The 22,318-nt window shown below is 55.5% G+C and carries 21 protein-coding genes; 17 read left to right on the top strand and 4 right to left on the bottom strand.

Annotation, left to right across the window (positions count from 1 at the left end; translation table 11 throughout):
- The first annotated feature begins 41 nt into the window (after positions 1–41).
- Genes NFC81_RS01720 through NFC81_RS01735 form a run of 4 tightly spaced genes read left to right on the top strand, consistent with a single transcriptional unit; the run spans position 42 to position 2,607 of the window.
- The gene (locus NFC81_RS01720) at positions 42–1,004 is read left to right on the top strand and encodes a calcium/sodium antiporter (RefSeq protein WP_304995811.1); all 963 of its coding nucleotides are present in this window, start codon (positions 42–44) and stop codon (positions 1,002–1,004) included.
- A 30-nt stretch (positions 1,005–1,034) separates the two neighbouring features.
- Positions 1,035–1,469, top strand: a complete 435-nt coding sequence (locus NFC81_RS01725; protein WP_304995812.1) for a hypothetical protein — start codon at positions 1,035–1,037, stop codon at positions 1,467–1,469.
- Between the two features lie 33 nt (positions 1,470–1,502).
- A complete protein-coding gene (locus NFC81_RS01730; protein WP_304995813.1) occupies positions 1,503–1,958 on the top strand; it encodes a DUF3291 domain-containing protein in 456 nt (151 codons plus the stop codon).
- A gap of 16 nt (positions 1,959–1,974) precedes the next feature.
- Positions 1,975–2,607, top strand: coding sequence for a YdeI/OmpD-associated family protein (locus NFC81_RS01735; protein WP_304995814.1), 633 nt, complete (start codon positions 1,975–1,977; stop codon positions 2,605–2,607).
- Positions 2,608–2,811: 204 nt separating this feature from the next.
- Here the strand turns inward: NFC81_RS01735 and argS are convergent, their stop codons facing one another.
- Both argS and NFC81_RS01745 read right to left on the bottom strand, forming a co-directional pair.
- Positions 2,812–4,551: an arginine--tRNA ligase gene (gene argS, locus NFC81_RS01740; RefSeq protein WP_304995815.1), complete on the bottom strand. Its 1,740-nt coding sequence runs from the start codon at positions 4,549–4,551 to the stop codon at positions 2,812–2,814.
- Positions 4,552–4,664: 113 nt separating this feature from the next.
- On the bottom strand, positions 4,665–5,384 hold the full coding sequence (locus tag NFC81_RS01745; protein WP_304995816.1) for an NAD(P)-binding oxidoreductase: 720 nt from the start codon (positions 5,382–5,384) through the stop codon (positions 4,665–4,667).
- 204 nt (positions 5,385–5,588) lie between these two features.
- Between NFC81_RS01745 and hutC the strand changes: the two genes are divergently transcribed.
- The 4 genes from hutC to NFC81_RS01765 all read left to right on the top strand — a co-directional run bounded on the left by hutC (position 5,589) and on the right by NFC81_RS01765 (position 8,577).
- On the top strand, positions 5,589–6,293 hold the full coding sequence (gene hutC / locus NFC81_RS01750; protein ID WP_304995817.1) for a histidine utilization repressor: 705 nt from the start codon (positions 5,589–5,591) through the stop codon (positions 6,291–6,293).
- Between the two features lie 117 nt (positions 6,294–6,410).
- Positions 6,411–6,797: a VOC family protein gene (locus tag NFC81_RS01755; protein ID WP_304995818.1), complete on the top strand. Its 387-nt coding sequence runs from the start codon at positions 6,411–6,413 to the stop codon at positions 6,795–6,797.
- A gap of 165 nt (positions 6,798–6,962) precedes the next feature.
- Positions 6,963–8,126, top strand: coding sequence for a twin-arginine translocation pathway signal protein (locus NFC81_RS01760; RefSeq protein ID WP_304995819.1), 1,164 nt, complete (start codon positions 6,963–6,965; stop codon positions 8,124–8,126).
- A complete protein-coding gene (locus NFC81_RS01765; protein ID WP_304995820.1) occupies positions 8,104–8,577 on the top strand; it encodes a MarR family transcriptional regulator in 474 nt (157 codons plus the stop codon). The genes NFC81_RS01760 and NFC81_RS01765 overlap by 23 nt, the downstream gene beginning before the upstream one ends.
- Here NFC81_RS01765 and NFC81_RS01770 read toward each other — a convergent pair.
- Positions 8,574–9,614: a hypothetical protein gene (locus NFC81_RS01770; protein ID WP_304995821.1), complete on the bottom strand. Its 1,041-nt coding sequence runs from the start codon at positions 9,612–9,614 to the stop codon at positions 8,574–8,576. The two genes, NFC81_RS01765 and NFC81_RS01770, sit on opposite strands and share 4 nt — an antisense overlap.
- A gap of 214 nt (positions 9,615–9,828) precedes the next feature.
- On the opposite strand from NFC81_RS01770, the gene hutI reads away from it, so the two are divergent.
- The 9 genes from hutI to NFC81_RS01815 all read left to right on the top strand — a co-directional run bounded on the left by hutI (position 9,829) and on the right by NFC81_RS01815 (position 21,722).
- The gene (hutI, locus tag NFC81_RS01775) at positions 9,829–11,046 is read left to right on the top strand and encodes an imidazolonepropionase (RefSeq protein ID WP_304995822.1); all 1,218 of its coding nucleotides are present in this window, start codon (positions 9,829–9,831) and stop codon (positions 11,044–11,046) included.
- Complete coding sequence (hutG, locus tag NFC81_RS01780; protein WP_304995823.1) at positions 11,039–12,025, top strand: formimidoylglutamase; 987 nt, start codon at positions 11,039–11,041, stop codon at positions 12,023–12,025. The genes hutI and hutG overlap by 8 nt, the downstream gene beginning before the upstream one ends.
- Before the next feature lie 96 nt (positions 12,026–12,121).
- Positions 12,122–13,810 (top strand): urocanate hydratase, encoded by a 1,689-nt coding sequence (hutU, locus tag NFC81_RS01785; protein WP_304995824.1) that lies wholly within the window; start codon positions 12,122–12,124, stop codon positions 13,808–13,810.
- Entirely contained in the window at positions 13,810–15,345 is a 1,536-nt protein-coding gene (gene hutH, locus NFC81_RS01790) for a histidine ammonia-lyase (protein ID WP_304995825.1), read from the top strand. Before hutU ends, hutH begins: the two co-directional genes overlap by 1 nt.
- Before the next feature lie 61 nt (positions 15,346–15,406).
- Entirely contained in the window at positions 15,407–16,456 is a 1,050-nt protein-coding gene (gene pyrC, locus NFC81_RS01795) for a dihydroorotase (protein ID WP_304995826.1), read from the top strand.
- A gap of 210 nt (positions 16,457–16,666) precedes the next feature.
- On the top strand, positions 16,667–18,301 hold the full coding sequence (locus NFC81_RS01800) for a BCCT family transporter (protein ID WP_304995827.1): 1,635 nt from the start codon (positions 16,667–16,669) through the stop codon (positions 18,299–18,301).
- Positions 18,302–18,401: 100 nt separating this feature from the next.
- The gene (locus tag NFC81_RS01805; protein ID WP_304995828.1) at positions 18,402–20,279 is read left to right on the top strand and encodes a putative nucleotidyltransferase substrate binding domain-containing protein; all 1,878 of its coding nucleotides are present in this window, start codon (positions 18,402–18,404) and stop codon (positions 20,277–20,279) included.
- A gap of 1 nt (position 20,280) precedes the next feature.
- On the top strand, positions 20,281–21,012 hold the full coding sequence (locus NFC81_RS01810; RefSeq protein WP_304995829.1) for a 3'-5' exonuclease: 732 nt from the start codon (positions 20,281–20,283) through the stop codon (positions 21,010–21,012).
- Positions 21,013–21,284: 272 nt separating this feature from the next.
- On the top strand, positions 21,285–21,722 hold the full coding sequence (locus NFC81_RS01815) for a CopD family protein (protein WP_304995830.1): 438 nt from the start codon (positions 21,285–21,287) through the stop codon (positions 21,720–21,722).
- A 29-nt stretch (positions 21,723–21,751) separates the two neighbouring features.
- Here NFC81_RS01815 and NFC81_RS01820 read toward each other — a convergent pair whose 3' ends face one another.
- Positions 21,752–22,252: a DUF2231 domain-containing protein gene (locus NFC81_RS01820; protein ID WP_304995831.1), complete on the bottom strand. Its 501-nt coding sequence runs from the start codon at positions 22,250–22,252 to the stop codon at positions 21,752–21,754.
- Positions 22,253–22,318 lie beyond the last annotated feature (66 nt).

Genomic DNA, 22,318 nt, shown 5'->3' on the forward strand with positions numbered 1-22,318 from the left:
CTGCGATGATGTCTTTCAACGAAAAGTGAGGTGTCGGCAACATGTTGAATGCTTTGTGGGTAATGCTGGGCATTCTGTTGCTGACCGGTGGCGGTGAAGCGCTGATCCGGGGTTCCTTGGCAGCCGCGAAGCGTTTGGGGGTTTCGCCATTATTGAGCGGGCTGCTGATCGTCGGTTTTGGTACGTCGGCACCGGAGCTTGTGGTGTCGATAGATGCGGCCATCAGTGGGCGGCCAGACATCGCAGTGGGCAATGTCGTCGGCAGTAATATTGGCAATTCTCTGTTGATACTCGGGCTGTGTGCTTTGATCACTCCGCTGGCGGTTAAGCCGCTGGTGTTGCGGCGCGATGGACTCATGGTGGTGGTCGCGAGCGCCCTGTTCTTGATACTGTTGGGTGGCAGTGCACTGGTCCAGTTAGATGCTGCTATTCTGTTGTTTGCGTTACTGCTGTATCTCGTTTTGGCCTATCGGACGGAACGTTCTGGTGCTGCGCCGTCTGCCGAGCTTCACCTGGCTGAAAGTGAGGAGGTGACGGCACTGCCCACGCAAGCGTGGCAGATCATCGGAGCAATCTTGTTTGGCTTGGCACTGTTGATAGTAGGGTCGCAAGTGTTGTTGCGCGGTGCGACCGGAATTGCGACGTCATTCGGTGTGTCAGAGGCCGTTATCGGGCTGACGCTGGTGGCCATTGGCACGTCATTGCCTGAACTTTCCATCTCGGTCATCGCCGCTTTCCGGCGTCATGCTGACGTTGCCATCGGCAACATATTGGGCAGCAACATCTTCAACGTGCTGGGGATTCTCGGCATTTCCGCGCTGCTTCAACCACTGCCTATTCATCCACGCATCTTACAATTTGACCAATGGGTGTTGATGGGTACGGCGCTGTTGTTGTTTGTGTTCCTATATACAGGTCGACGTTTGAGTCGCACAGAGGGCGGCATACTGCTGTTCGGTTATGGGGCCTATTTGACGGTCAGTTTTACCTTGTTTGGCGCATAACCAATAATTTTAGAAACCAAGGAGGCTCGCATGAGCAATAAAGGAAAAATCCTGCTGGTCGTGGGTGCTGCAGGCAGTGCAATCGCAGCACTTGCTCACATCGGGTGTATTGTATTCGGTGCCGAATGGTATCGGTTCTTCGGCGCCGGCGAAGAAATGGCGCAGATGGCCGAGCGTGGCGAGTGGTATCCGGCGGCTGTTACGTCGGTGCTGGTAGTGGTGTTGAGCCTGTGGGCGTTGTATGGCTTGTCGGGGGCGGGTGTTATTCGGCGTTTGCCGCTCCTTCGGTTGGGCTTGGTGACCATCAGCGCGGTTTACCTCCTTCGGGGTGTGGCCTTTGTCGGCATCATGCCCATGTTTCCAGAAAACAGTCTGACGTTCTGGCTGGTCAGTTCAGCCATTTGCTTGAGCCTCGGCTTGCTTTACGCGGTGGGCACCTATCGGGCGTGGCCACAACTAAAGTAGACATACGATAGTATTTCGCGAAGGAGATATGTAATGCCCCATCAGCTTGCCCAACTGAATATTGCGCACCTACTTGCCCCAATGGACTCTCCTCAGTTGGCGGACTTTGCTGCTAACCTTGACCGCATTAATGCCTTGGCAGAGAGCTCGCCGGGTTTTGTCTGGCGGTTACAAACCGACGAGGGCAATGCGACCGAGATCGATTTCTTTGGGCCGGATTACATTGTGAATATGTCGGTGTGGGAGGACCTAGACGCGTTGCACAACTATGTTTATCGCTCTGCCCATACGGAGATTCTGCGCCGCAAGAAGGAGTGGTTCCATACCATGAGTGAGGCACACATGGTGCTGTGGTGGGTGCCTGAAGGTCATCGACCAACGCTGGAAGAAGCGGCGCAAAAACTCAATGTATTGCGCGAGCAAGGGCCCAGTGTTGATGCTTTCACTTTCAAGCAATCATTTCCAGCATCTATAGCTCAACGTGAGTGACAAAGAGGGCATCAGCATGACCATTCCAAACCCCGCTGTAGATGAGTATTTAGCCGAAGGCTGTGGCCGTTGCGACAAAGTGGGTACGCCCGAATGTAAGGTCAACTCGTGGCGTGAAGGCTTGGTCGCATTGCGCAATGTAGTGCTGGATACCCCGTTGGTCGAAGACCGGAAATGGGGCGCGCCCTGTTACACGCTGGACGGTCAGAACGTGGTGATGATCGGTGCATTCAACACTAATTTTGTGCTGAGTTTTATGAAGGGCGCGTTGCTGAAAGACGAGCATGGCTTGTTGGTCGCGCCCGGCGAAAATACCCAGTCTGGCCGAGTGATTCGCTTTACTGATACGCAGCGGGTAATTGAGCTGGCGCCCGTGCTGAAAGCCTACATTCTGGAAGCGATTGAGATTGAAAAAGCGGGCCTGCGTGTTGAGTTAAGAAAACACGAAGACTACGAAGTTCCATTAGAACTGCGCCAAGCGATGGACCAAGACGAAGACCTCAAAGAGGCCTTCTTCGCGTTAACACCCGGTCGGCAGCGCAGTTATATCCTGCACATTAGCAGCGCCAAACAAGCCAAAACCCGCGAAGCGCGGATTGAAAAATGCCGTGATAAGATTTTTGACGGCAAGGGGTTTAACGAGTACTAGATGGGCCTGAGCCGGGGGCTTTCGGGGTATGCCTCCGGCGCTCCACGGCAGGCCGGGAGTGACCGAGAAAAATGTTTGGGCATTTTTCTCGCCCTGCGGGCGCCAAATGGCGGTGTCAATTGCTGTCGCATTTGATCGCGCCTTGAGGCATACCCCTACGCCTTCTCATGCGTTCACTAGTAGGCACACTCCAAATAGATGATCTTACATCCGCTCCATCACTTCAATGCCCAGCAAATCCAAGCCTTGCTTCATCAAACGCGCTACCACCATAGACTGCATCAAACGGCTGGCGCGCACGTCGGGTGCGATGCCATCCTTCAAGATAGGGCAAGCTTCGTAGAACGACATAAAGCGGCTGGCTAGGTCGTACAAATAGCCGCACAACACGTGTGGCGTGGCTTCACGCATCACTTGATCCAGCGCTTCCTCAAAGCGCAACACGGCTAAGCCCAAGGCTTTTTCTGCGTCTTCGCTAACCACAATGGGCGCGCTGAAGTCTTCAGCCAATTCGGCCCGGCGGACAATGCTGCGAATGCGCGTGTAGGCGTATTGCAAGTAAGGTGCTGTGGCGCCCTCAAAGCTCAGCATGGCGTCCCAGTTGAATACGTAGTCGCTGGTGCGGTGCTTCGACAGGTCGGCAAATTTTACCGCGCCAATACCTACTTTGCGGGCCACTTCATCGATCTCGTCCGCCGTCAGCTCGCTGGTTTTCTCCGCGATGACCTTACGCGCACGGGTTACGGCTTCATCCAGCAATTCCGACAGTTTTACCGTACCGCCGGTACGGGTTTTGAACGGTTTGCCGTCGCTGCCCATCATGGTGCCGAACGGGCAGTGTTCGTAAGTGCTTTCCTCGCGCAGGAAACCGGCTTTGCGTGCCACCAGTTCCACTTGCTTGAAGTGCAAGCCTTGGCGGGCATCGGTGAAGATGATGATGCGGTCGGCACCCAGCGTTACGCTGCGGTATTCGCACGCCGCCAAATCCGTGGTGGAATACAGGAAGCCCCCGCCGCGCTTTTGTACGATGAACACCGATGGGTTATCGTCTTTGTCGGCCAGTTCCTGCAAAAACACCACCTGCGCACCGTCGCTTTCTTCGGCCAGGTTTTGTTCTTGTAGGCGCTTAATAACGCCTGGCAGCATGTCGTTGTAGGCGCTTTCGCCGCGCAAATCGGCGCGGGTCAGACTGACGTTCAGCTTCTCATAAACTTCTTCGCTGTGTTTCACCGAGGCGTTGATGAACAGTTGCCACAGTTTTAAAACGTGTGCATCGCCACTTTGCAGGCGCACAACGTAATCGCGCGATTTGTCGGCAAAGGCTTCGTCGTCATCGAAGTGTTTTTTCGCCGCACGATAGAAATCTTCCAAGTCGGCCAAGGCCACGCCTTCAAGGTCGACCCCCGCGGCCAGTTGATCTTCCAGGTGCGCAATCAACATACCGAACTGCGTGCCCCAGTCGCCAATGTGGTTGTGGCGAATGACTTTGTCGCCCCAGAATTCCAACGAACGCGCAACTGCGTCACCAATGATGGTGGAGCGCAGGTGGCCGACGTGCATTTCTTTCGCCAAGTTGGGTGCGGAATAGTCCACCACCACGGTATTGGGCGTGGTGTTGCGGCTCACACCCAAACGCACGTCGTTCGCGGCAAGCATCAACTGCTCGGCCAGCCATTCCGGCTTCAGCTTCACATTGATGAAGCCGGGGCCAGCGATCTCGGTACTGGCGGCTACGTCGTTGAGATCCAACGCGTCGATGATCTGCTGCGCGAGTTCGCGCGGGTTCTTTTTCAGCGCCTTGGCGGCGGCCATTGCACCGTTGATCTGATAATCGCCAAATTCAGGGCGGGTGCTCTGGGTCACCGCCGGGTTGGTGTCGGCCGGAATACCAACCTGTTGCATGGCCGCGCGGGTGCGCTCGGCGAGTAATTCTCTGATGTTCATAGTGGCTTCCGCAGATCGAATTCGTAATGGGGCGCGATTCTACCACCAACCGAGAGGCGCGGCGACACAGACGCTCTTGAAGCGGAGGAGCAATGCGTTAATTGATAGGCGCGTTAATTGATGGATGCGTTATAAATCACCGGCATTTTGCCCTGCCATTGCAGCCACATATCGTCTTGCGTTATCAGTTCGGCCATGAAATGCGCAACGTTAATGCGGCTGGTCTTACCGGGGTTAAACAAGGCGCTTCGGGTAGGCGATGGATGTAAGTTATAAGGGGTGACGGTGTCTTGATCGACCAGTGTATCGGGCCGCACTGCTGCCCATTGAATCAAACTGCTATTTAGCGTGCGCAATACATCCGATGCCTGTTCGTTGTCGGCATGGGGTGGCAGCAGGCAACGAATCAGGCCAATCAGACAGCGTTCGCGAAAGGATATGCGCTCTTGCCGGTCACGGTTCTGATTTCCCGCGGTATTCATTAACACAAAACGCGTAGATGCGTCTGAGGCATTGGCAACTATGGCTTGGCACAAGCGCGACGTGGCCTCGGTGACCAGCCGACGCGGGGCGCCATAGATACCCTTCAATGTGAGGTTGTGACCGAGACAAGATGCCACTGCTCGACAACCATGAACGTGCTGCGCTAACTCGGTGGCGCTGAAGTCCAGCACGCTGCCTTGAATCAGCGTCAAATTGTCATGCTGCGTAATCGCCTCGGGCAGGCCATCGGGTCTACGCACGATCGCCCGAACTGGCTCGCCTCGGTGCAGCAGTTCTTGTACCAATAACCGCCCAGTGGCGCCAGTGGCACCTATGACCAATACCGTCATGTTGTTAACCCTCGAGCGTTTTCCTGAAATTCATGTCTACAGATTAGTGCGCAGAGTGAGCGGCAACCAGATACTAAAGTAGGGTTATTGTGGTTCTATTCGTAGAAGCAAATAGAGCGTCTGTTATTTTTGGCGGTATTGGGTCTACCTAACCACCCCAATTGTATATACTTTCGCTCAGACGCCTGATTAGAGAGAGTTGCTGTGGCCACCCCGCGCTATCAAGTCATTAAACAATACCTACTCGACCGTATTGAATCCGGCGAATATGCACCGCATCATCAGATCCCGCCGGAAGAACAGTTGGCGAAGCAATTTGACGTCAGCCGGATGACGGCCAACAAAGCCATCCGGGATTTGGTGCAAGAAGGCCGACTGACTCGTCAGGCGGGTTTGGGTACTTTTGTGACCGACCAGAAAGCCGAATCGCCTTTGTTGGAAGTGACCAACATTGCTGAAGAAGTGCGCCAACGACAGCACGTATACAGCAATCAGGTGTTGGTGTGTGAGGCCGTGCCGGCAGATGACGAAACGGCATTGCGCTTAAGCGTTCGACTTGGTGCGGAGGTATTCCACACCATATTGCTGCACGAAGAAAACGGCGTACCGGTGCAGCTGGAAGAGCGTTTCGTTAACCCCCGTTGGGTGCCGAATTATTTAACCACCGATTTCTCAAAACACACCCCCAACGAAGTGCTGGTGGCCAGTTGCCCCATCACTGATTTAGAGCACATTGTTGAGGCCGTATTGCCTGATGCGCGTGCCGCCGAGTGGCTGCGCATAGCAGAGCAAGAACCCTGCCTACAAATGACTCGACGTACGTGGTCAGACGATCACCTGATCAGCTACGCACGGCTACTGCACCCCGGTACGCGCTATAAATTGCGTTCTGCCGTACGTCGGGGCTAATTCAAACTACACTTTAGCGAGTGCGGCGTTTGGCTATATAACCCTGAGGGTCTTTTGCAGTCACAAAAGGGAACTCGGCGGCAACCAGAAGGTGAATAAACCAGAAAGGAGTAACCTATGAGTTTCAAACCCAAGAGTGCCAGCATCGTTTACTATGTCAGCGATATTCTGCGTACGGAAAAATTCTACAACGAAACCTTTGATCTTGGCTTAGAGCGGATGGAGGGTGCTGAGCCCTTTTGGCTACAAGGGCATTTGGAGAGTGGCCTCGACCTGATCTTTTTCGAAATGGAAGGCGTGCGCGGTGATACGCCGGCCATTGTGTTTGAAGTCGATGACGGTGGAATCGACGACATTGTTGCCGAACTGGCGGCGGCCGGTGTCACCATTGTGACCCCAGTGTCGGAGGCGCCTGGCGGTTGGAGTGCGGATTTCCTAGACCCGGATGGTTTTGGCCTCGGGCTCTGGCAGTCGGGTGAGCTACCGCGTTCGCTTAAGTCTTAGTAATGCTCGTGCAGTAAACAGGGTGGTGGGTGTGCAGGCACCAGTGCCTCGGTCTGCGGTTAGGTTGAGCATCAACTACCTGACGACATAGTACGACATTGTACTTGTATGGTACGAAGTCGCACTATATGATGGGTGCTCCTTAACCAATGAGGCGCACCCATCGTGAATCATTCATCATCGACTAAACTCTCGCGGCGGCATTTCATATCCTTGGTCGGCGGCGGCACTATTGTTGCTGCTGGCGGTGGATTGGGCTTGTTCGCCGGTACTCGTACACCGCATGCTGCTCTGGCACCGTGGGCGCAGGCGGGGACGTATGATGAGCCGCGCCGATACGCTCTATCGCATGCCATACTGGCGCCTAACCCGCACAACCTTCAGCCATGGCTGGTCGACTTGAGTGAAGAGGGCATCGTCACGTTATTGCCTGACCCCAGTCGTCGGCTGCCTGCTACCGACCCTTTCGATCGTCAATTAACCATTGGTCTTGGATGCTTCTTAGAGCAAATGACCATTGCCGCATCAGCCCGTGGGTATCGCGTTGAAATCGCCCTGTTTCCTGAAGGCTCATCCGCCGACCTGCTCGGAGACCGGCCGGTGGCAAGGGCTCGATTCGTTTTTGATAACAGTGCGCTGGATCCACTCTTTGCACAGATTCCACATCGTCGCTCGACCAAAGAGCCTTTCGATATTTCACGTCCTGTCGCCATAGAATCTATTGGAAATCTTGATCCGTCCGTTCAAGGTATTCGCTATGCAGGCACTGTCGATCCGTCTCGTGTCTCGGAACTCAAGCAGTTGACATGGGATGCATGGATGATTGAGTACACAACCCCGGCGGCGATTGGGGAAAGTGTGGACTTGATGCGTTTGGGCAAAGCAGAAATTAACGCTAATCCGGATGGCATTGATGTTGGCGGAATGCCTTTAGACGGGCTGATTGCGTTGGGTTTGGTGACCCGCAAAGACCTCGCTACGCCGGGCACCATAAGTTATAAGGCCGGGATAGACATTTACCAACCCATGCTGGCCGCAACGCCCGCTTTTGTTTGGTTAACCAGCGCCGATAATACCCGTAGCACCCAAATTGCCGCCGGGCGAGCGTGGTTGAGGCTCAACCTGATGACAACAGAACGAGGTCTCGCGTTGCACCCGGTGAGCCAGTGTCTGCAAGAGTATCCGGAAATGGCAGAGCACTATGAAACGGCACATCGAGAATTAGCACGGACAGGAGAAACCGTTCAGATGCTCGGCCGATTAGGGTATGCTGCACCCGTGCCGCAAACCCCGCGCTGGAGCCTAGATGACAAGATCAAACCTACCTGATGAAACCGCCGCCGAAGGGCGAGTGATGTTTGAGTTGCTCAATGAAGTCGGCATTATTGCGCAACTCAGCCGATCCTTATTGGAGTCTCGACTGGAAGACGGTCTGACCATTCATCATTTCACGGCGTTAAATCATCTGGTGCGGTTAGGTGATGGGCGAACGCCGATGGACATGGCGCGCGCTTTTCAAGTACCTAAAACCAGTATGTCGCATACCCTCGCCGGACTGGAAAAACGCGCACTGATTCAATTAGTGCCCAACCCGGCAGACGGTCGAGGCAAGCTGGTCCTGCTGACCGACGAAGGGCGAGCGTTACGCGAACGCGCAATACACAGCATCACACCGGATATTGCGCAGATGATCCCGCAGTTCGGCCAGGAAGAAGCGCAGAGCATCTTACCAACCTTACGCAAACTGCGTGCTTTACTGGACAATGCGCGTGAGCTTTAGAAGCCCAAGCACTTATCCATAACCAAATCAGCATACTCAGAGTACGAGTACACTCTATCAGCTCCGTTCAACGTCACCGTGATGTTGCCGTCTGCAAAGACCACGTCTGCTGTCTTATTTTCAGCATCGGTAAGCAGTAAGCTCCCTGAAATGATTTCGCGTGTCATCACCATATCCATGTCTTCGTCGTCGAACCATTCCTGCGAGTGTATGTCGTCCAACGTCTTCGCATGAATTAGCCCATAATTACAGATGGGGCTGCTCTTGGTGCGTCGGAACACGGCGCCCACGTAGCCGTTGTAGCTCTCTTCTATCTCATACTCTCCTGAATCAGGATTGGTAGTGTGGACATACCGGAATTCGAGGGGTTCGCCAGGCTTGCCCATCTGGCTATGAAACACCGTGCCATGGGAAGCGAATTGAGTCAGGTCATACAGTTTCACCCGCCCTTGTACGTCGTCTTCGGCATCGTCATGACGCTCTACAATGACTTCGATGTCACCGTCGTAAAAGCGCTGATGAGAGAAGAAATCAGTGCGGGCGATAAAGGGTTTGTTGTTTTCGCCCGAAATTTCGTAGCCATAGTACGTGATGCCGTCGGAATTTTGGGCGTAGCCTATTTCGCGATAGCCGTGCATTTCGCTATCGCCAAAGATGGCATCGTTACCGTAGTTCAGGCAGTTTTTTAACCAGGATTTACCAATGTCGAACAGCACCTCAGAGCCGGCATAAGACGTTGGGCGATTGTGTGTGATCCTCTGCGAATCAACAGAACCAGAGTCGCAGGTTGTGAATTCAGGCTCAATATTGGGCAGAGCAATTAGGGTGTGCAAGCCTGCGTAGGTACGGTCATAAAGCGAGGTTGGCATCAGCAGCAGGACATCTTCATGGCTGGAGAACGTGCCAGCTTTCAAGGGCAGAAGTGGTTCGAGTGCCACATCACTTTTGTTGTCTGAGGGCAGGCAACCGCTCAAAACGAGAGCGCTGCCAAACAAAACGATAGCCGGGAAAACGCGAACATTGCGGGTGCTAGTCATACTGAGCTCCTTTCACTGATGTTGGTCGATGTGACTTCCTGAGCGCAATCTATTTGAAACAATCAGTCCTTAGCAAATTTGCCTATTCGGTTTTGTGAGGTTGATCACTTTTCATCTGTAAAATTCGATTTACATAGGTTTGCACACCATAACTTGACTTCAATAGCCGTATGATCAATTGTATATACAAATGGCTATTCATTGAGTGCAAGCGATGCAAGCAACCAACAAACCATTACGTCTATGGACTGACCTCACCCTCTTTGATGGGGTGCGGATACATGCACAGCCGATGGCGGTGGTGGTGGAAGGCGAGCGCATCGCGTGGGTCGGGCCAATGTCGGCACTGTCCTCAGCGCATCAAGCGAGTGCAGAGCGTGTGAGGGCAGGTGGTGTGATGACCCCAGGCTTGATCGATTGCCATACGCATTTGGTGTTCGGCGGCGACCGAGCGGATGAATTTGCGCAGCGCTTGGAGGGCGTGAGTTATGCCGACATTGCCGCCAACGGCGGTGGCATTCTCAGTACGGTAAAGGCAACGTGTGCGGCCAGTGAAGACGACTTATGCGCAAGTGCACAAGGGCGGCTTAACGCACTGATGGCCGATGGCGTAACGACCATAGAAATAAAGTCGGGCTATGGTTTAACCGTAAACGACGAATTGAAGATGCTGCGCGTAGCGCGTCGTTTAGCCGAACAAAACCCCGTTCATATCCGCACAACATTGCTCGGTGCGCACGCATTACCGCCAGAATATGTCGGGCAGGCCGATGCGTACGTTGATCTTATCTGCAACGAAATGATTCCTCGTGCAGCCGCCGAAGGGTTGGCTGATGCCGTGGATGTATTCTGTGAAGGTATTGGCTTTTCCATTACACAGTGCGAACGCGTGTTTCAAGCAGCGCAGCAGCACGGCTTGCCGGTGAAGGCGCACGCCGAGCAGTTGTCGAATTTGGGCGGCTCTGCTTTGGCGGCGCGTTATCAGGCGCTGTCGGCAGACCACATTGAATGGCTGGATGAGGCCGGTGTTGAGGCTATGGCAAAGGCGGGTACGGTGGCTACCTTGCTGCCGGGCGCTTTTTTTACCCTGCGCGATACGCGGGTGCCGCCCATAGATTTGCTACGCCAGTACGGCGTGCCCATTGCGGTAGCGACCGACGGAAATCCCGGTTCTTCACCCATTTTCCAGCTCACTCTGATGCTAAATATGGCCTGTACGCTGTTTCGTTTAACGCCCTTGGAAGCACTGCAGGGGGTAACGAAACATGCCGCTCGGGCGTTGGGTATGGCCGACCACGCAGGTTTGATTACCGCTGGCCAAACGGCTGATTTTTGCTTATGGAATATGCGCAGTCCGCTAGAATTAGCCAGTACCGTGCAGCCCGGTCGGTTGCAGCAACGGGTTTTCAGTGGAGTCCCTACTCATGGTTAATGCAGAACGCGATAGAGTCAGTGTAACGGTCGATCGTGGCCCGTTAATGAATGTGTGGCGCGGGCGTGTGGACACTGAACCGCACAGCGAGCGCTGGCATCAAATTGTGCAACCCTTGAAGTCCGACAGTGAGCCAGGCTTAGCGGTCATCGGTTTCGCCAGTGATGTAGGCGTTAAACGCAATCAAGGGCGAATTGGCGCGCAAGGCGGGCCGGAAGTGTTGCGTAAGGTGCTGGGTAATTTGCCGGTACACCACAGCAGCCCGCTCTACGAGGTAGGCGATGTGGAATGCCTGAACGAAGACCTTGGTGGGGCACAGAAGCGGCTGGCCCACACCATCGCGCGTACCTTGCAGTACGGTCACTTTCCCGTCGTGTTGGGCGGCGGGCATGAAGTGGCCTTTGGCTCTTGGCAAGGCTTGGCACAGTTCATAGATGATCTGGACGGTGCATCGACATCACCACGCATCGGTATCATTAATTTTGATGCGCACTTTGATCTGCGCTCGTTTGAAGCGCAGGCATCGTCTGGTACGCCCTTTACCCAAATCGCCGCGCAGTGTGCAGAACGTGGCTGGCCTTTCCAGTACGCGTGCCTGGGTGTTTCGCGTGCCGCCAATACCCGAGTGCTGTTTGAGCGCGCCGCCGAATTGGGTGTGTGGGTACGTGAAGACCACGCAATGGTCGTGACGCAATTGCCAGAGATCACCCAGCAGTTGGATGCCTTTGTGGCGCAGTGCGACCACCTTTATTTGACCATTGATCTGGACGCCTTTCCCGCCAGCGTTGCTCCCGGTGTCAGTGCGCCCGCGCCGCGTGGCATTGGGCTGGACGTAGTGGAGTCTTTGATCGGCCGTATCCGCGACAGTGGCAAATTGCGCCTGCTGGATGTGGCGGAGCTGAACCCGCATTTTGATGTGGATTATCACACCGCCCGGCTGGCGGCGCGCTTGATTCATTGGGCGACGTTGAACCAGTAGCCGGCCAGCCCATCCGTAGGAGCGCAGCCCTCTGCGCGATTTTCCGTAGGAGTTCGGCCAGAGGGCTGGCCTCCTACATTATTTGAGGACACAACCATGACAACCAACCGCCACGATGCCACCCGCCGCATCACCGCGCCGACCGGCAGCACGCTGACCTGCAAAAGCTGGCTCACCGAAGCGCCCATGCGCATGTTGATGAACAACCTGGACCCCGCCGTGGCCGAGCGCCCGGAAGACTTGGTGGTGTACGGCGGTATTGGCCGGGCGGCACGTAATTGGGCGTGTTACGACAAAATTGTGGAAGTGCTGCAGCGCTTGGAAGACGACGAAACCTTGCTGATTCAGTCGGGCAAGCCGGTCGGGGTGTTCAAAACCCACGCCGACGCGCCGCGTGTGCTGTTGGCGAATTCCAATCTTGTGCCGCATTGGGCGAACTGGGAACACTTCAATGAGCTCGACCGCAAAGGCCTGATGATGTACGGCCAGATGACGGCCGGTTCGTGGATCTACATTGGCTCGCAAGGCATCGTACAGGGCACCTACGAAACCTTTGTCGAAGCCGGGCGGCAGCATTACGGTGGTGACTTAAAAGGCCGCTGGATTCTCACCGCAGGTCTTGGTGGTATGGGTGGTGCACAGCCTTTGGCAGCTACGTTAGCGGGCGCTTGCTCACTGAATATTGAGTGCCAGCAAAGCCGCATCGACTTTCGTCTGCGGACGCGCTACTTGGATGAACAAGCCTCGGACCTGGACGATGCCTTGGCGCGCATCGCCCAATACACCGCAGCGGGTGAGGCCATGTCCATCGGCTTGTGCGGCAATGCGGCGGACATCTTGCCGGAACTGGTGCGCCGTGGCGTACGCCCCGATATGGTGACCGACCAAACCAGCGCACACGATCCGCTGCATGGCTATTTGCCTGCCGGTTGGACATGGGATGAGTACGTGCAACGCAGCGAAACCGAGCCCGACGTCGTGGTGAAAGCCGCCAAGCAGTCGATGGCGGTGCACGTACAAGCTATGCTGGCGTTCCAACAGCAGGGCATTCCGACCTTCGACTACGGCAACAACATCCGCCAAATGGCGCAAGAAGAGGGCGTGACCAACGCCTTCGATTTCCCCGGTTTTGTGCCAGCCTATATTCGCCCGTTGTTTTGTCAGGGCATCGGGCCGTTCCGCTGGGCCGCACTGTCGGGTGACCCGGAAGACATATACAAAACCGACGCCAAGGTGAAGGAGCTGCTGCCGGACAACCAGCACCTGCATCATTGGCTCGACATGGCGCGCGAACGCATCAGCTTCCAAGGTTTGCCCGCCCGTATTTGCTGGGTGGGCCTGAAAGACCGCGTACGCTTGGGCCAAGCCTTTAACGAAATGGTAAAAAACGGCGAGTTGAAAGCGCCTGTGGTGATTGGGCGTGACCATCTCGATTCCGGTTCGGTCGCCAGTCCGAACCGTGAAACCGAAAGCATGCAAGACGGTTCGGACGCCGTATCCGATTGGCCATTACTGAACGCCTTATTGAACACCGCAGGCGGCGCTACCTGGGTGTCACTGCACCACGGTGGTGGGGTCGGTATGGGCTTTTCGCAGCATTCAGGTGTAGTCATTGTGGCCGACGGAACCGACTCAGCGCACGCCCGTTTGGGCCGCGTGTTGCGCAATGACCCCGGCACCGGCGTCATGCGCCATGCCGATGCGGGTTATGACCTCGCCATTGACTGCGCGCACGAACATGACTTGGATCTGCCCATGATCCCTGCAGCAAAGGGAGTGAAGTAATGACGCACTTACTGATTCAGCCAGGTGAAATGACCTTGGCGCAACTGCGCACCGTTTGGCAAACGCCGGTGCAGGTCAGTTTGCCGGCCAGCGCGAACGCCGCCATCGAGGCATCGGTCGCTTGCGTCAATACCGTCGTGGCGGAAGACCGCACCGTCTATGGCATCAACACCGGCTTTGGTCTGTTGGCACAAACACGCATTCACCATGACGACTTGGAAAATCTGCAACGCTCGCTGGTGTTGTCACACGCCACTGGAGTGGGCACTTACATCGACGACGCGCTGGTGCGCTTGATCATGGTGCTCAAGGTCAACAGCTTGGCGCGGGGGTATTCGGGTATTCGGCGTGAGGTGCTGGATGCCCTGATGACGCTGATCAATAAAGAAATTTACCCCGCCATTCCACTGAAAGGTTCGGTCGGTGCTTCGGGTGACCTCGCCCCGCTGGCACACATGAGTGCTGTGCTATTGGGTGAAGGCCAGGCGCGGTATCGCGGGGAATGGTTGAGTGCAGAAGACGCCTTGCGTGTCGCCGGTTTGCAGCCCCTCGCGTTAGCGCCGAAAGAAGGCTTGGCCTTATTGAACGGCACGCAGGTGTCCACCGCGTATGCGCTGCAAGGGTTGTTTCAAGCCGAAGACCTTTATGCCGCCGCGACCGTATGCGGTGCGTTAACCGTGGAAGCTACTCTGAGTTCGCGCAGTCCGTTTGATGCCCGCATACACGCCATTCGCGGCCAGCAAGGGCAGATCGACGCGGCCGCAGCGTATCGTGAGCTATTGGGTGACAGCAGCGGCGTCAGTGCCACCCACGTGGCCTGTGGCAAGGTGCAAGACCCGTATTCCCTACGTTGTCAGCCGCAAGTCATGGGTGCTTGCTTAACGCAAATGCGTCAAGCCGCCGACGTACTGGCAGTGGAAGCCAACGCGGTGTCCGACAATCCCTTGGTGTTTGCCGACAGCGGCGATGTGATTTCCGGCGGGAATTTTCATGCCGAGCCGGTCGCCATGGCAGCGGACAATCTGGCGTTGGCGATCGCTGAAATCGGCAGTCTGGCCGAACGGCGCATTTCGTTGATGATGGACACCCACATGTCGCAGTTGCCACCGTTTTTGGTGCAAAACGGCGGGGTGAATTCCGGCTTTATGATCGCGCAGGTCACGGCGGCCGCGTTGGCGAGTGAAAACAAAGCGCTGGCGCATCCGCACAGTGTGGACAGCTTACCGACCTCGGCTAATCAGGAAGACCATGTGTCTATGGCGCCGGCGGCCGGTAAACGCTTGTGGGAAATGGCCGAAAATACGCGCAACGTGATTGCCATTGAATGGCTGGCGGCGTGCCAAGGGTTGGACCTGCGCGGTGGTGATTTAAAAACCACGCCGGTGCTGGAAGCGGCGCGTACGCTGCTGCGCCAAGACGTCTCCTACTACGATAAAGACCGCTTTTTTGCGCCGGATATCGCGGCCGCATCCAGCTTATTGGCCGGGCGTGCGTTGAGCGAGCTATGCCCTTTGCCGGTACTGCCGTCTGATTGACGGCTTTACAACTCTGGGGTCAGTCCGTAGCATTCTTACAGACTGACTCCCGAGGCCCACCATGAAGATCACACCCTCCGTTACCGAATTCACTATTACACGTCCCGACGACTGGCACATTCACCTGCGCGACGGCGCGGCTTTGATCGATACCGTGCGAGACGTCAGCCGTTACATGGGCCGCACCATTGTCATGCCGAATCTGGTGCCGCCGGTACGAAATGCCCATGAAGCCCAAGCCTATTACGACCGGATCATGGCGCAGCGGCCGCAGCCGCATTTTACGCCGCTTATGGTGTTGTATTTGACCGAACAAACCACCCCCGACGATATTCGTGCGGCCAAAGCCGCTGGTTTGGTGGTGGCGGCTAAGTTGTATCCGGCTGGAGCGACCACCAATTCGGATTCCGGCGTGCGCGATGTGAAAAGCATTTATCCGGTGCTGGAAGCCATGCAAGAAGTCGGTATGTTGTTGCTCGTACACGGTGAAGTGACGGACAGCAGCATTGATATTTTTGACCGGGAACAGGTGTTCATCGATACGGTTTTGACGGATTTGGTGAGCGCCTTTCCAGACCTGAAAGTCGTATTGGAGCACATTACTACTGCGAACGCGGTGGACTTTGTCAGCACGGCCAATGCAAATGTGGCGGCTACGATCACGGCCCATCACCTGTTGTACAACCGGAATCACATGCTGGCAGGTGGCATTCGCCCACACTACTACTGTTTGCCCATTTTGAAACGCTCTACGCATCAAGAAGCGCTGATTAAAGCCGCGACCAGTGGCCATTCGCGGTTCTTTCTCGGTACAGATTCCGCACCGCACGCGAAAGATAAAAAAGAAGCCGCCTGTGGCTGTGCCGGTGCGTACACCGCGCACGCCGCCATCGAGCTTTATGCCGAGGCCTTTGAAGCGGCGGGTGCATTGGACAAGCTGGAAGGCTTTGCCAGCCATTTCGGACCGGACTTTTACGGCCTACCGCGCAACACCGACCAGATTACGCTACGCCGCGAGGCGTGGAAGGTGCCCGCAGACTACCCCATGGGTGAAGATCGCGTAGTGCCTATCTGTGCCGGTGAAGACATTGCCTGGCGAGTGCTTCCTTAAACCGCTTTCATGAGGGCGCAGCCCGCATTAGCTGCGTCCTAAGTGTCAATCTTTCGTCAAAAACCGTCTCGTGCTATACTCTTTCAACACTAAGTAAAAACGTTTGCGTCTGTGCTGGTAAATATCGGCTTTTTGAAAAGAGAGTCAGTATTTATGAGCACGTTGCCTAGCACGCATTCTCTATAAAATACTATGGAGTGAAAGAAAAGCATGACCGACAACACGGACATCATGAAGCCAGACGGTGAGGTCACGCCCATTGATACAGACTATCAAATTGGGCAAGACAACATCGCACTCAAGGTGGGCCCGTTCGGGCTCGACATCCACAACCGCGTCTTTCTAATCTCCGGTTTAGCCATCGTCGCCTTTGTTATTCTAACGCTGGCGTTTCAGTCTCAGGTAGCACCCCTGTTCGCCAGCACGCGAGATTGGCTGACGGGTAATCTGGATTGGTTCTTCCTTACCGCCGGTAACATTTTCGTGCTGGTTTGCCTGTATCTGATCGTATCACCGTACGGCAAAGTGCGTATTGGCGGTACGGAAGCCACACCGGATTACAGCTATCTCGGCTGGTTCTCTATGTTGTTTGCTGCCGGTATGGGCATCGGACTGATGTTCTATGGCGTGTCAGAGCCACTGTCGCACTACGGCGCAGCTTACGGCGGCACCAGCGTTGGGGCCGATGGCCTGCGTACTGACTGGGCACCTTTGGGCGGTGCGGTGGGTGACACCTTGGCCGCTGAAAGACTGGGTATGGCCGCCACCATTTACCATTGGGGCCTGCACCCATGGGCGATCTATGCTGTATTGGCCTTGGGCTTGGCACTGTTCTCATTCAATAAGGGATTACCACTGACGGTACGCTCAGTGTTCTACCCACTGTTGGGTGAGCGTGTGTGGGGCTGGCCTGGTCATATCATTGATATTCTGGCGGTGTTCGCGACCATGTTTGGTCTGGCCACATCACTCGGTCTGGGTGCGTCGCAAGCGGCGGCAGGTCTGAATTACTTGTTTGGCGTACCGGCGGGTGTGACCACACAGGTGCTGTTGGTCATCGGTATTACCGCCATTGCACTCGTGTCTGTGTTGGCGGGTTTGGATGCCGGTGTTAAGCGTTTGTCGCAAATCAATATGACGTTGGCGACCATACTGCTGCTGTTTGTCATCATCGTGGGTCCGACACTCGCCATCGTGACCGGTTTCTTCGGTAATCTGTTCGCCTACGTGCAGAACTTACCTGGCCTCTCAAACCCCGTTGGCCGTGAAGACGCTAACTTTGCCCAAGGTTGGACGGCGTTTTACTGGGCGTGGTGGATTTCTTGGTCTCCTTTCGTCGGCATGTTCATTGCGCGCGTATCGCGTGGCCGTACGGTGCGTGAATTCATGATCAGCGTCTTGCTCATTCCTTCAGCTGCCTGCGTGTTGTGGATGACGGCCTTCGGTAGCACGGCAATCAGCCAAGTGGTGAATGACGGTTATCAAGCGGCTGCGAATGCTGACTTGGAATTGCAGTTGTTTGCGATGCTGGATGTATTGCCATTGGCGCAGATCACTTCGTTCATTGCCATTATTTTGGTCATCGTGTTCTTTGTGACGTCTTCCGACTCAGGCTCGTTGGTGATTGATACCATTGCCGCCGGTGGTAAGGTCGATGCACCGACACCGCAGCGGGTGTTCTGGTGCACGTTTGAAGGCCTGGTGGCCATTGCGTTGCTGTTGGGCGGCGGGCTGGTGGCCTTGCAGGCCATGGCTGTCTCGACAGGTTTGCCGTTCACGGTTGTGCTGTTGGCATCCTGTGTGGCGCTCTTTAAAGGGCTGGCAACCGAGCCACGCGGTAAGTAAACCGCTACACTGAAAACGGGGCCGGTGATGCAGTCTGCTGGATTGTGTCACCAGCCCCGTTTTTTTATTTTTTGGCGTTTTCGTTTGGAGAGGTTGGGATATGCAGGTCGAGCAACTTGAAATCAGGGAGCACCTTCGTCGTTTCGCACCTTTTCAGTCCATGGAAGAAGCGGTGCTGGACCGCGTAGCCAGCGCAGTCGAGGTGGCTTATTTCAAGGCCGACACTGAAATACTGGCCTTTGGTACAGAGATTCATGACCTCTTCTTTATCCGCAGTGGTGCGGTGGAAATCTATCGCCGCAGTGGTGAGCTTTACAACCGCTTGGCGGAGGGCGACATCTTTGGTCAATTGGGCCTGTTGATGAACAAGCGGGTGCGCTTTCCGGCGAAAGCCATGGAAGACACCCTGCTGTATTGCATTCCCGACACGGTGTTTACCGAGCTGTTTGAGTCTGACGAGCAATTTGCCGACTTCGTTGAAGTGGAAGACCGGTCGCGTTTACGTCAGGCCGTTTCTGAACACAAAGAGTCGAATGAACTGCTGACCTCACCGATCAAACAGTTGATCAGCCGGGAGCTGGTGACCTTGCCGAGCACAGCCACCGTGCGAGAAGCCGCCGAACGCATGACCAGCGAACGCGTGTCGTCGTTGGTCATCGTTACAGCGCAAGAAGACCAACCTGCAGACGCCACCATGGCGGGCATCATCACCGACCGGGATCTGCGCAAACGGGTGATGGCGCAAGGTCTGCCGTTCGAAACGCCCGTGGCTGAGATCATGTCGACCGATTTAGTGACCGTGCGCGGTGACCAATTTGTCTTCGATGCCATGCTGACCATGTTGCGTTACAACGTGCACCATTTGCCGGTGATGCAGAACCGTCGACCCATCGGCGTGGTGGGCGTATCCGATATTGTGCAGTACGAATCACAAAACAGCTTGTTTGTGGTGCGCAGTATTTTCCATCGTCAGTCGGTTGCCGAACTGCAGGAACTGACCAAAGAAGTGCAAGGCAGCTTCAAACGGATGGTCAACGAAGACGCCAATTCACGCATGATCGGCAGCGCCATGGCGGGCATCGGGCGTACGTTTACGCAGCAACTGCTGACCTTGGCGGAGGCCGAGTTGGGGCCGCCACCGGTGCCCTATTGCCTGCTGGCTTTGGGTTCCATGGCGCGTGATGAGCAGTTGATTGTGACTGACCAAGACAACGCGTTGATTTTGCACGATGACTTCGATCCTAAGCAGCACGACGACTACTTCAAACGTTTGGCAGCGTTCGTCAGTGACGGACTCGCAGCGTGCGGCTACAGCTACTGCACGGGCGGCATTATGGCCACCAACAAAAAATGGCGGCAGCCGTTAGCCGTTTGGCAGTCGTATTTCACGCACTGGATTGAACGACCGAATTTGGAGTCTCTGCTGCACAGCTCCATCTTTTTTGACGTGGACGGCGTAGCGGGCGATACGTCCATGGCTAACGCGCTGAAGGAGTTGATTGCCAACAAGGCACCGCAAAATCCTCGCTTCTTAGCCGCCATGGCGCACAACGCACTGGGACGAACGCCGCCGCTCGGCTTTTTTAAAGACTTCGTGATGGAAAAAGACGGCAAGCATAACGACTCCATCGACCTCAAACGACGGGGTACTGCGCCGCTAGCCGACCTAATTCGTGTGCATGCGTTAGCCTGTGGTTCGCAGGCGCAGAACTCCTTTCAGCGTCTGGAAGACATTGTAGCGGGCGGCTGGTTAACGCCTGGAATTGGTGCGGATTTGCGTGACGCCATGGAGTTTATTTCACGCGTGCGAATTCGCCACCAAAAGCTCATGTTGGAGCAGGGCGAGGAGCCGGATAATTATGTGCAGCCGGAAAACTTGTCGCCTTTTGAGCGGCGAAACCTTAAAGACGCGTTTCAGATTCTCAGCAATGCGCAGAAGTTTCTGAAATTCCGCTATCACCCCAATCGGGCGCGTTGAGATGCTGCATCTGGATAGGAAACCGGCCACCGCGCCTGCAATCCCTGATTGGGCAGAGCGTTTCTCGGAATTACACGACCACACGCACCATGAGCGGGTGCGCGCGTTTTATGGTGCCGGAGTGGTGTCTGGGGATACGCCCTTGGCCGAAGTGCCCTTTGTCGCACTCGACTTTGAAACGACCGGATTGAATCCCGAGCGTGATGGCATTGTCAGCATCGGCTTGGTGCCTATGACTTTGGCGCGCATTCAATGCAGCGCGGCGCGACATTGGGTGGTCAACCCGCGCCGTGTACTGCAGGATGAATCGGTGGTAATTCACGGTATTACGCATTCGGATATTGCCGAAGCGCCGGACTTGATGGACATCTTAGATGAACTCCTAGCCGCACTCGCCGGACGTATTGTGGTGGTGCACCACCATCGCATCGAACGGCAGTTTCTGGATGCGGCGCTTAAAGTACGCATCAACGAGGGCATTCAGTTTCCAGTGGTCGATACCATGGAATTGGAAGGGCGTTTGCATCGCCAGCGCCCACCGAGCTTATGGGACAAGCTGTTGCGCCGACCTCCGCCTTCTATTCGGTTGGCCGACAGTCGGCAACGCTACAATTTGCCTTACTATCAACCGCATCATGCCCTAACCGACGCGCTCGCTAGTGCTGAATTGCTGCAAGCGCAAATTGCCCACCATTATTCGCCAGACACGCCAATAAAAGCATTGTGGTGCTAAGGCGCTGTGGACTAAGTCACAGGATGCATCGGTGCTTCCGGGTGCTTGATGGTGTTCATTGACTGTGTATCAGGATACTACCCATGCAAGCCTAAAATCTAGGTCAGCCCCCGTCGCCAAATTTACAGTTTGTATAAAAAAACGGCTGCTCAGGCGTGCCATACTGGTCGCTGTATTCGTTCGTTACGCCTCGTGGCGTATTCATTCTCGCTTCATTCGACGGCTGCCCGACACCGGCTTGTCTCATGCAGCCAGCAAACAAGGAGACCCCTGTGGTCTGGTTTCTGCTACTGCACATAGCGGCGTTGTTAGTCTGGGCCGCGGCCCTGCTTTACCTGCCCATTATGATCGGCGCGTCGCCTGAGAGGCCGCCCGATATCGACCAAAAGCCCAAGCCCTACGACTCAGTAGGCAGATTCCTGTTTACGCAAGTGGCAACGCCAGCGGCACTGGTCGCCATTATCGCCGGGACCGTGGTCTTTTTGCTTAACCGCACGGTCGATACGTGGCTGATCATCAAGTTATCGTTGGTGACAGCGCTGGTGATGGCACACGCCGTGGCGGGTATTTTGGTACTGCGCGAAGAACGCTTGGGGAAGCAACGCCATATTCGAATTTTGAGTCTGGCTTTGCTGGTGGTGTTGTGCGTGTTGATGACCGCCATTGTCTGGGTCGTATTGGCTAAACCCGCTATGGAGTGGTTGCCATGAAATACGCCCAGCTCAAGCATCTCGCAGTACTATTCCGGCGCGGCCTGCTTGCTGCCCGGCAGACTGGTGATGCGCGCCGCGTCAATGTCGACACCCACGGCGTACTCATAAACCAGCTTGCCGCCCAGAAAACCGGTGATGGCGATCAACCCGGCGGTGATCAACGACAGATACAGTCCCATGGGCCACACCGCAGCCGCTGGCTCACTGACCCGCAACAGCCAGTTGAGCGATGCGAGCGACAACAGCATGATCGCCAGAATGGCATGGCACCACGCGGTGATCAGTCGACGAATTCGGGGCACAACAAGCAGGTCGATGAGACCAACCGTGCCGGAAACTGCGCCGCCCAAAGCGCCAATACCGACCAGCCACAGGCTGGCACGGGCCCAGAAAAAATCACCTGTCCACAAGTAGGCCAGGTCCGTACCCACCAGACCCAACAAGGCAGCGACCGGAAAATGAATGAGCACCGGATGAATGGGGTGGCCTCTGATGGCCATCCGACTGGCAATGGGTTGTACGGGCATATTGCCTCCGTTGGCAGATTTCAATTGACGAGGTTATTCAGGTCATGCCGCACCACACTAGCAGGC

Origin of the sequence: Salinispirillum sp. LH 10-3-1 (genome assembly GCF_030643825.1) — a bacterium.
Taxonomy (GTDB): Bacteria; Pseudomonadota; Gammaproteobacteria; order Pseudomonadales; family Natronospirillaceae; genus Salinispirillum.

Excerpts from the sequence above, each read along its gene's own strand:
- NFC81_RS01820 (WP_304995831.1), bottom strand. The coding sequence starts at position 22,252 with ATGCCCGTACAACCCATTGCCAGTCGGATGGCCATCAGAGGCCACCCC.
- NFC81_RS01765 (WP_304995820.1), top strand. The coding sequence starts at position 8,104 with ATGACAAGATCAAACCTACCTGATGAAACCGCCGCCGAAGGGCGAGTG.
- NFC81_RS01725 (WP_304995812.1), top strand. The coding sequence starts at position 1,035 with ATGAGCAATAAAGGAAAAATCCTGCTGGTCGTGGGTGCTGCAGGCAGT.
- NFC81_RS01805 (WP_304995828.1), top strand. The coding sequence starts at position 18,402 with ATGCAGGTCGAGCAACTTGAAATCAGGGAGCACCTTCGTCGTTTCGCA.
- hutI (WP_304995822.1), top strand. The coding sequence starts at position 9,829 with ATGCAAGCAACCAACAAACCATTACGTCTATGGACTGACCTCACCCTC.
- NFC81_RS01800 (WP_304995827.1), top strand. The coding sequence starts at position 16,667 with ATGACCGACAACACGGACATCATGAAGCCAGACGGTGAGGTCACGCCC.
- NFC81_RS01735 (WP_304995814.1), top strand. The coding sequence starts at position 1,975 with ATGACCATTCCAAACCCCGCTGTAGATGAGTATTTAGCCGAAGGCTGT.
- NFC81_RS01770 (WP_304995821.1), bottom strand. The coding sequence starts at position 9,614 with ATGACTAGCACCCGCAATGTTCGCGTTTTCCCGGCTATCGTTTTGTTT.
- hutU (WP_304995824.1), top strand. The coding sequence starts at position 12,122 with ATGACAACCAACCGCCACGATGCCACCCGCCGCATCACCGCGCCGACC.
- pyrC (WP_304995826.1), top strand. The coding sequence starts at position 15,407 with ATGAAGATCACACCCTCCGTTACCGAATTCACTATTACACGTCCCGAC.
- NFC81_RS01810 (WP_304995829.1), top strand. The coding sequence starts at position 20,281 with ATGCTGCATCTGGATAGGAAACCGGCCACCGCGCCTGCAATCCCTGAT.
- hutG (WP_304995823.1), top strand. The coding sequence starts at position 11,039 with ATGGTTAATGCAGAACGCGATAGAGTCAGTGTAACGGTCGATCGTGGC.
- NFC81_RS01745 (WP_304995816.1), bottom strand. The coding sequence starts at position 5,384 with ATGACGGTATTGGTCATAGGTGCCACTGGCGCCACTGGGCGGTTATTG.
- NFC81_RS01755 (WP_304995818.1), top strand. The coding sequence starts at position 6,411 with ATGAGTTTCAAACCCAAGAGTGCCAGCATCGTTTACTATGTCAGCGAT.
- argS (WP_304995815.1), bottom strand. The coding sequence starts at position 4,551 with ATGAACATCAGAGAATTACTCGCCGAGCGCACCCGCGCGGCCATGCAA.
- NFC81_RS01720 (WP_304995811.1), top strand. The coding sequence starts at position 42 with ATGTTGAATGCTTTGTGGGTAATGCTGGGCATTCTGTTGCTGACCGGT.
- NFC81_RS01730 (WP_304995813.1), top strand. The coding sequence starts at position 1,503 with ATGCCCCATCAGCTTGCCCAACTGAATATTGCGCACCTACTTGCCCCA.
- hutH (WP_304995825.1), top strand. The coding sequence starts at position 13,810 with ATGACGCACTTACTGATTCAGCCAGGTGAAATGACCTTGGCGCAACTG.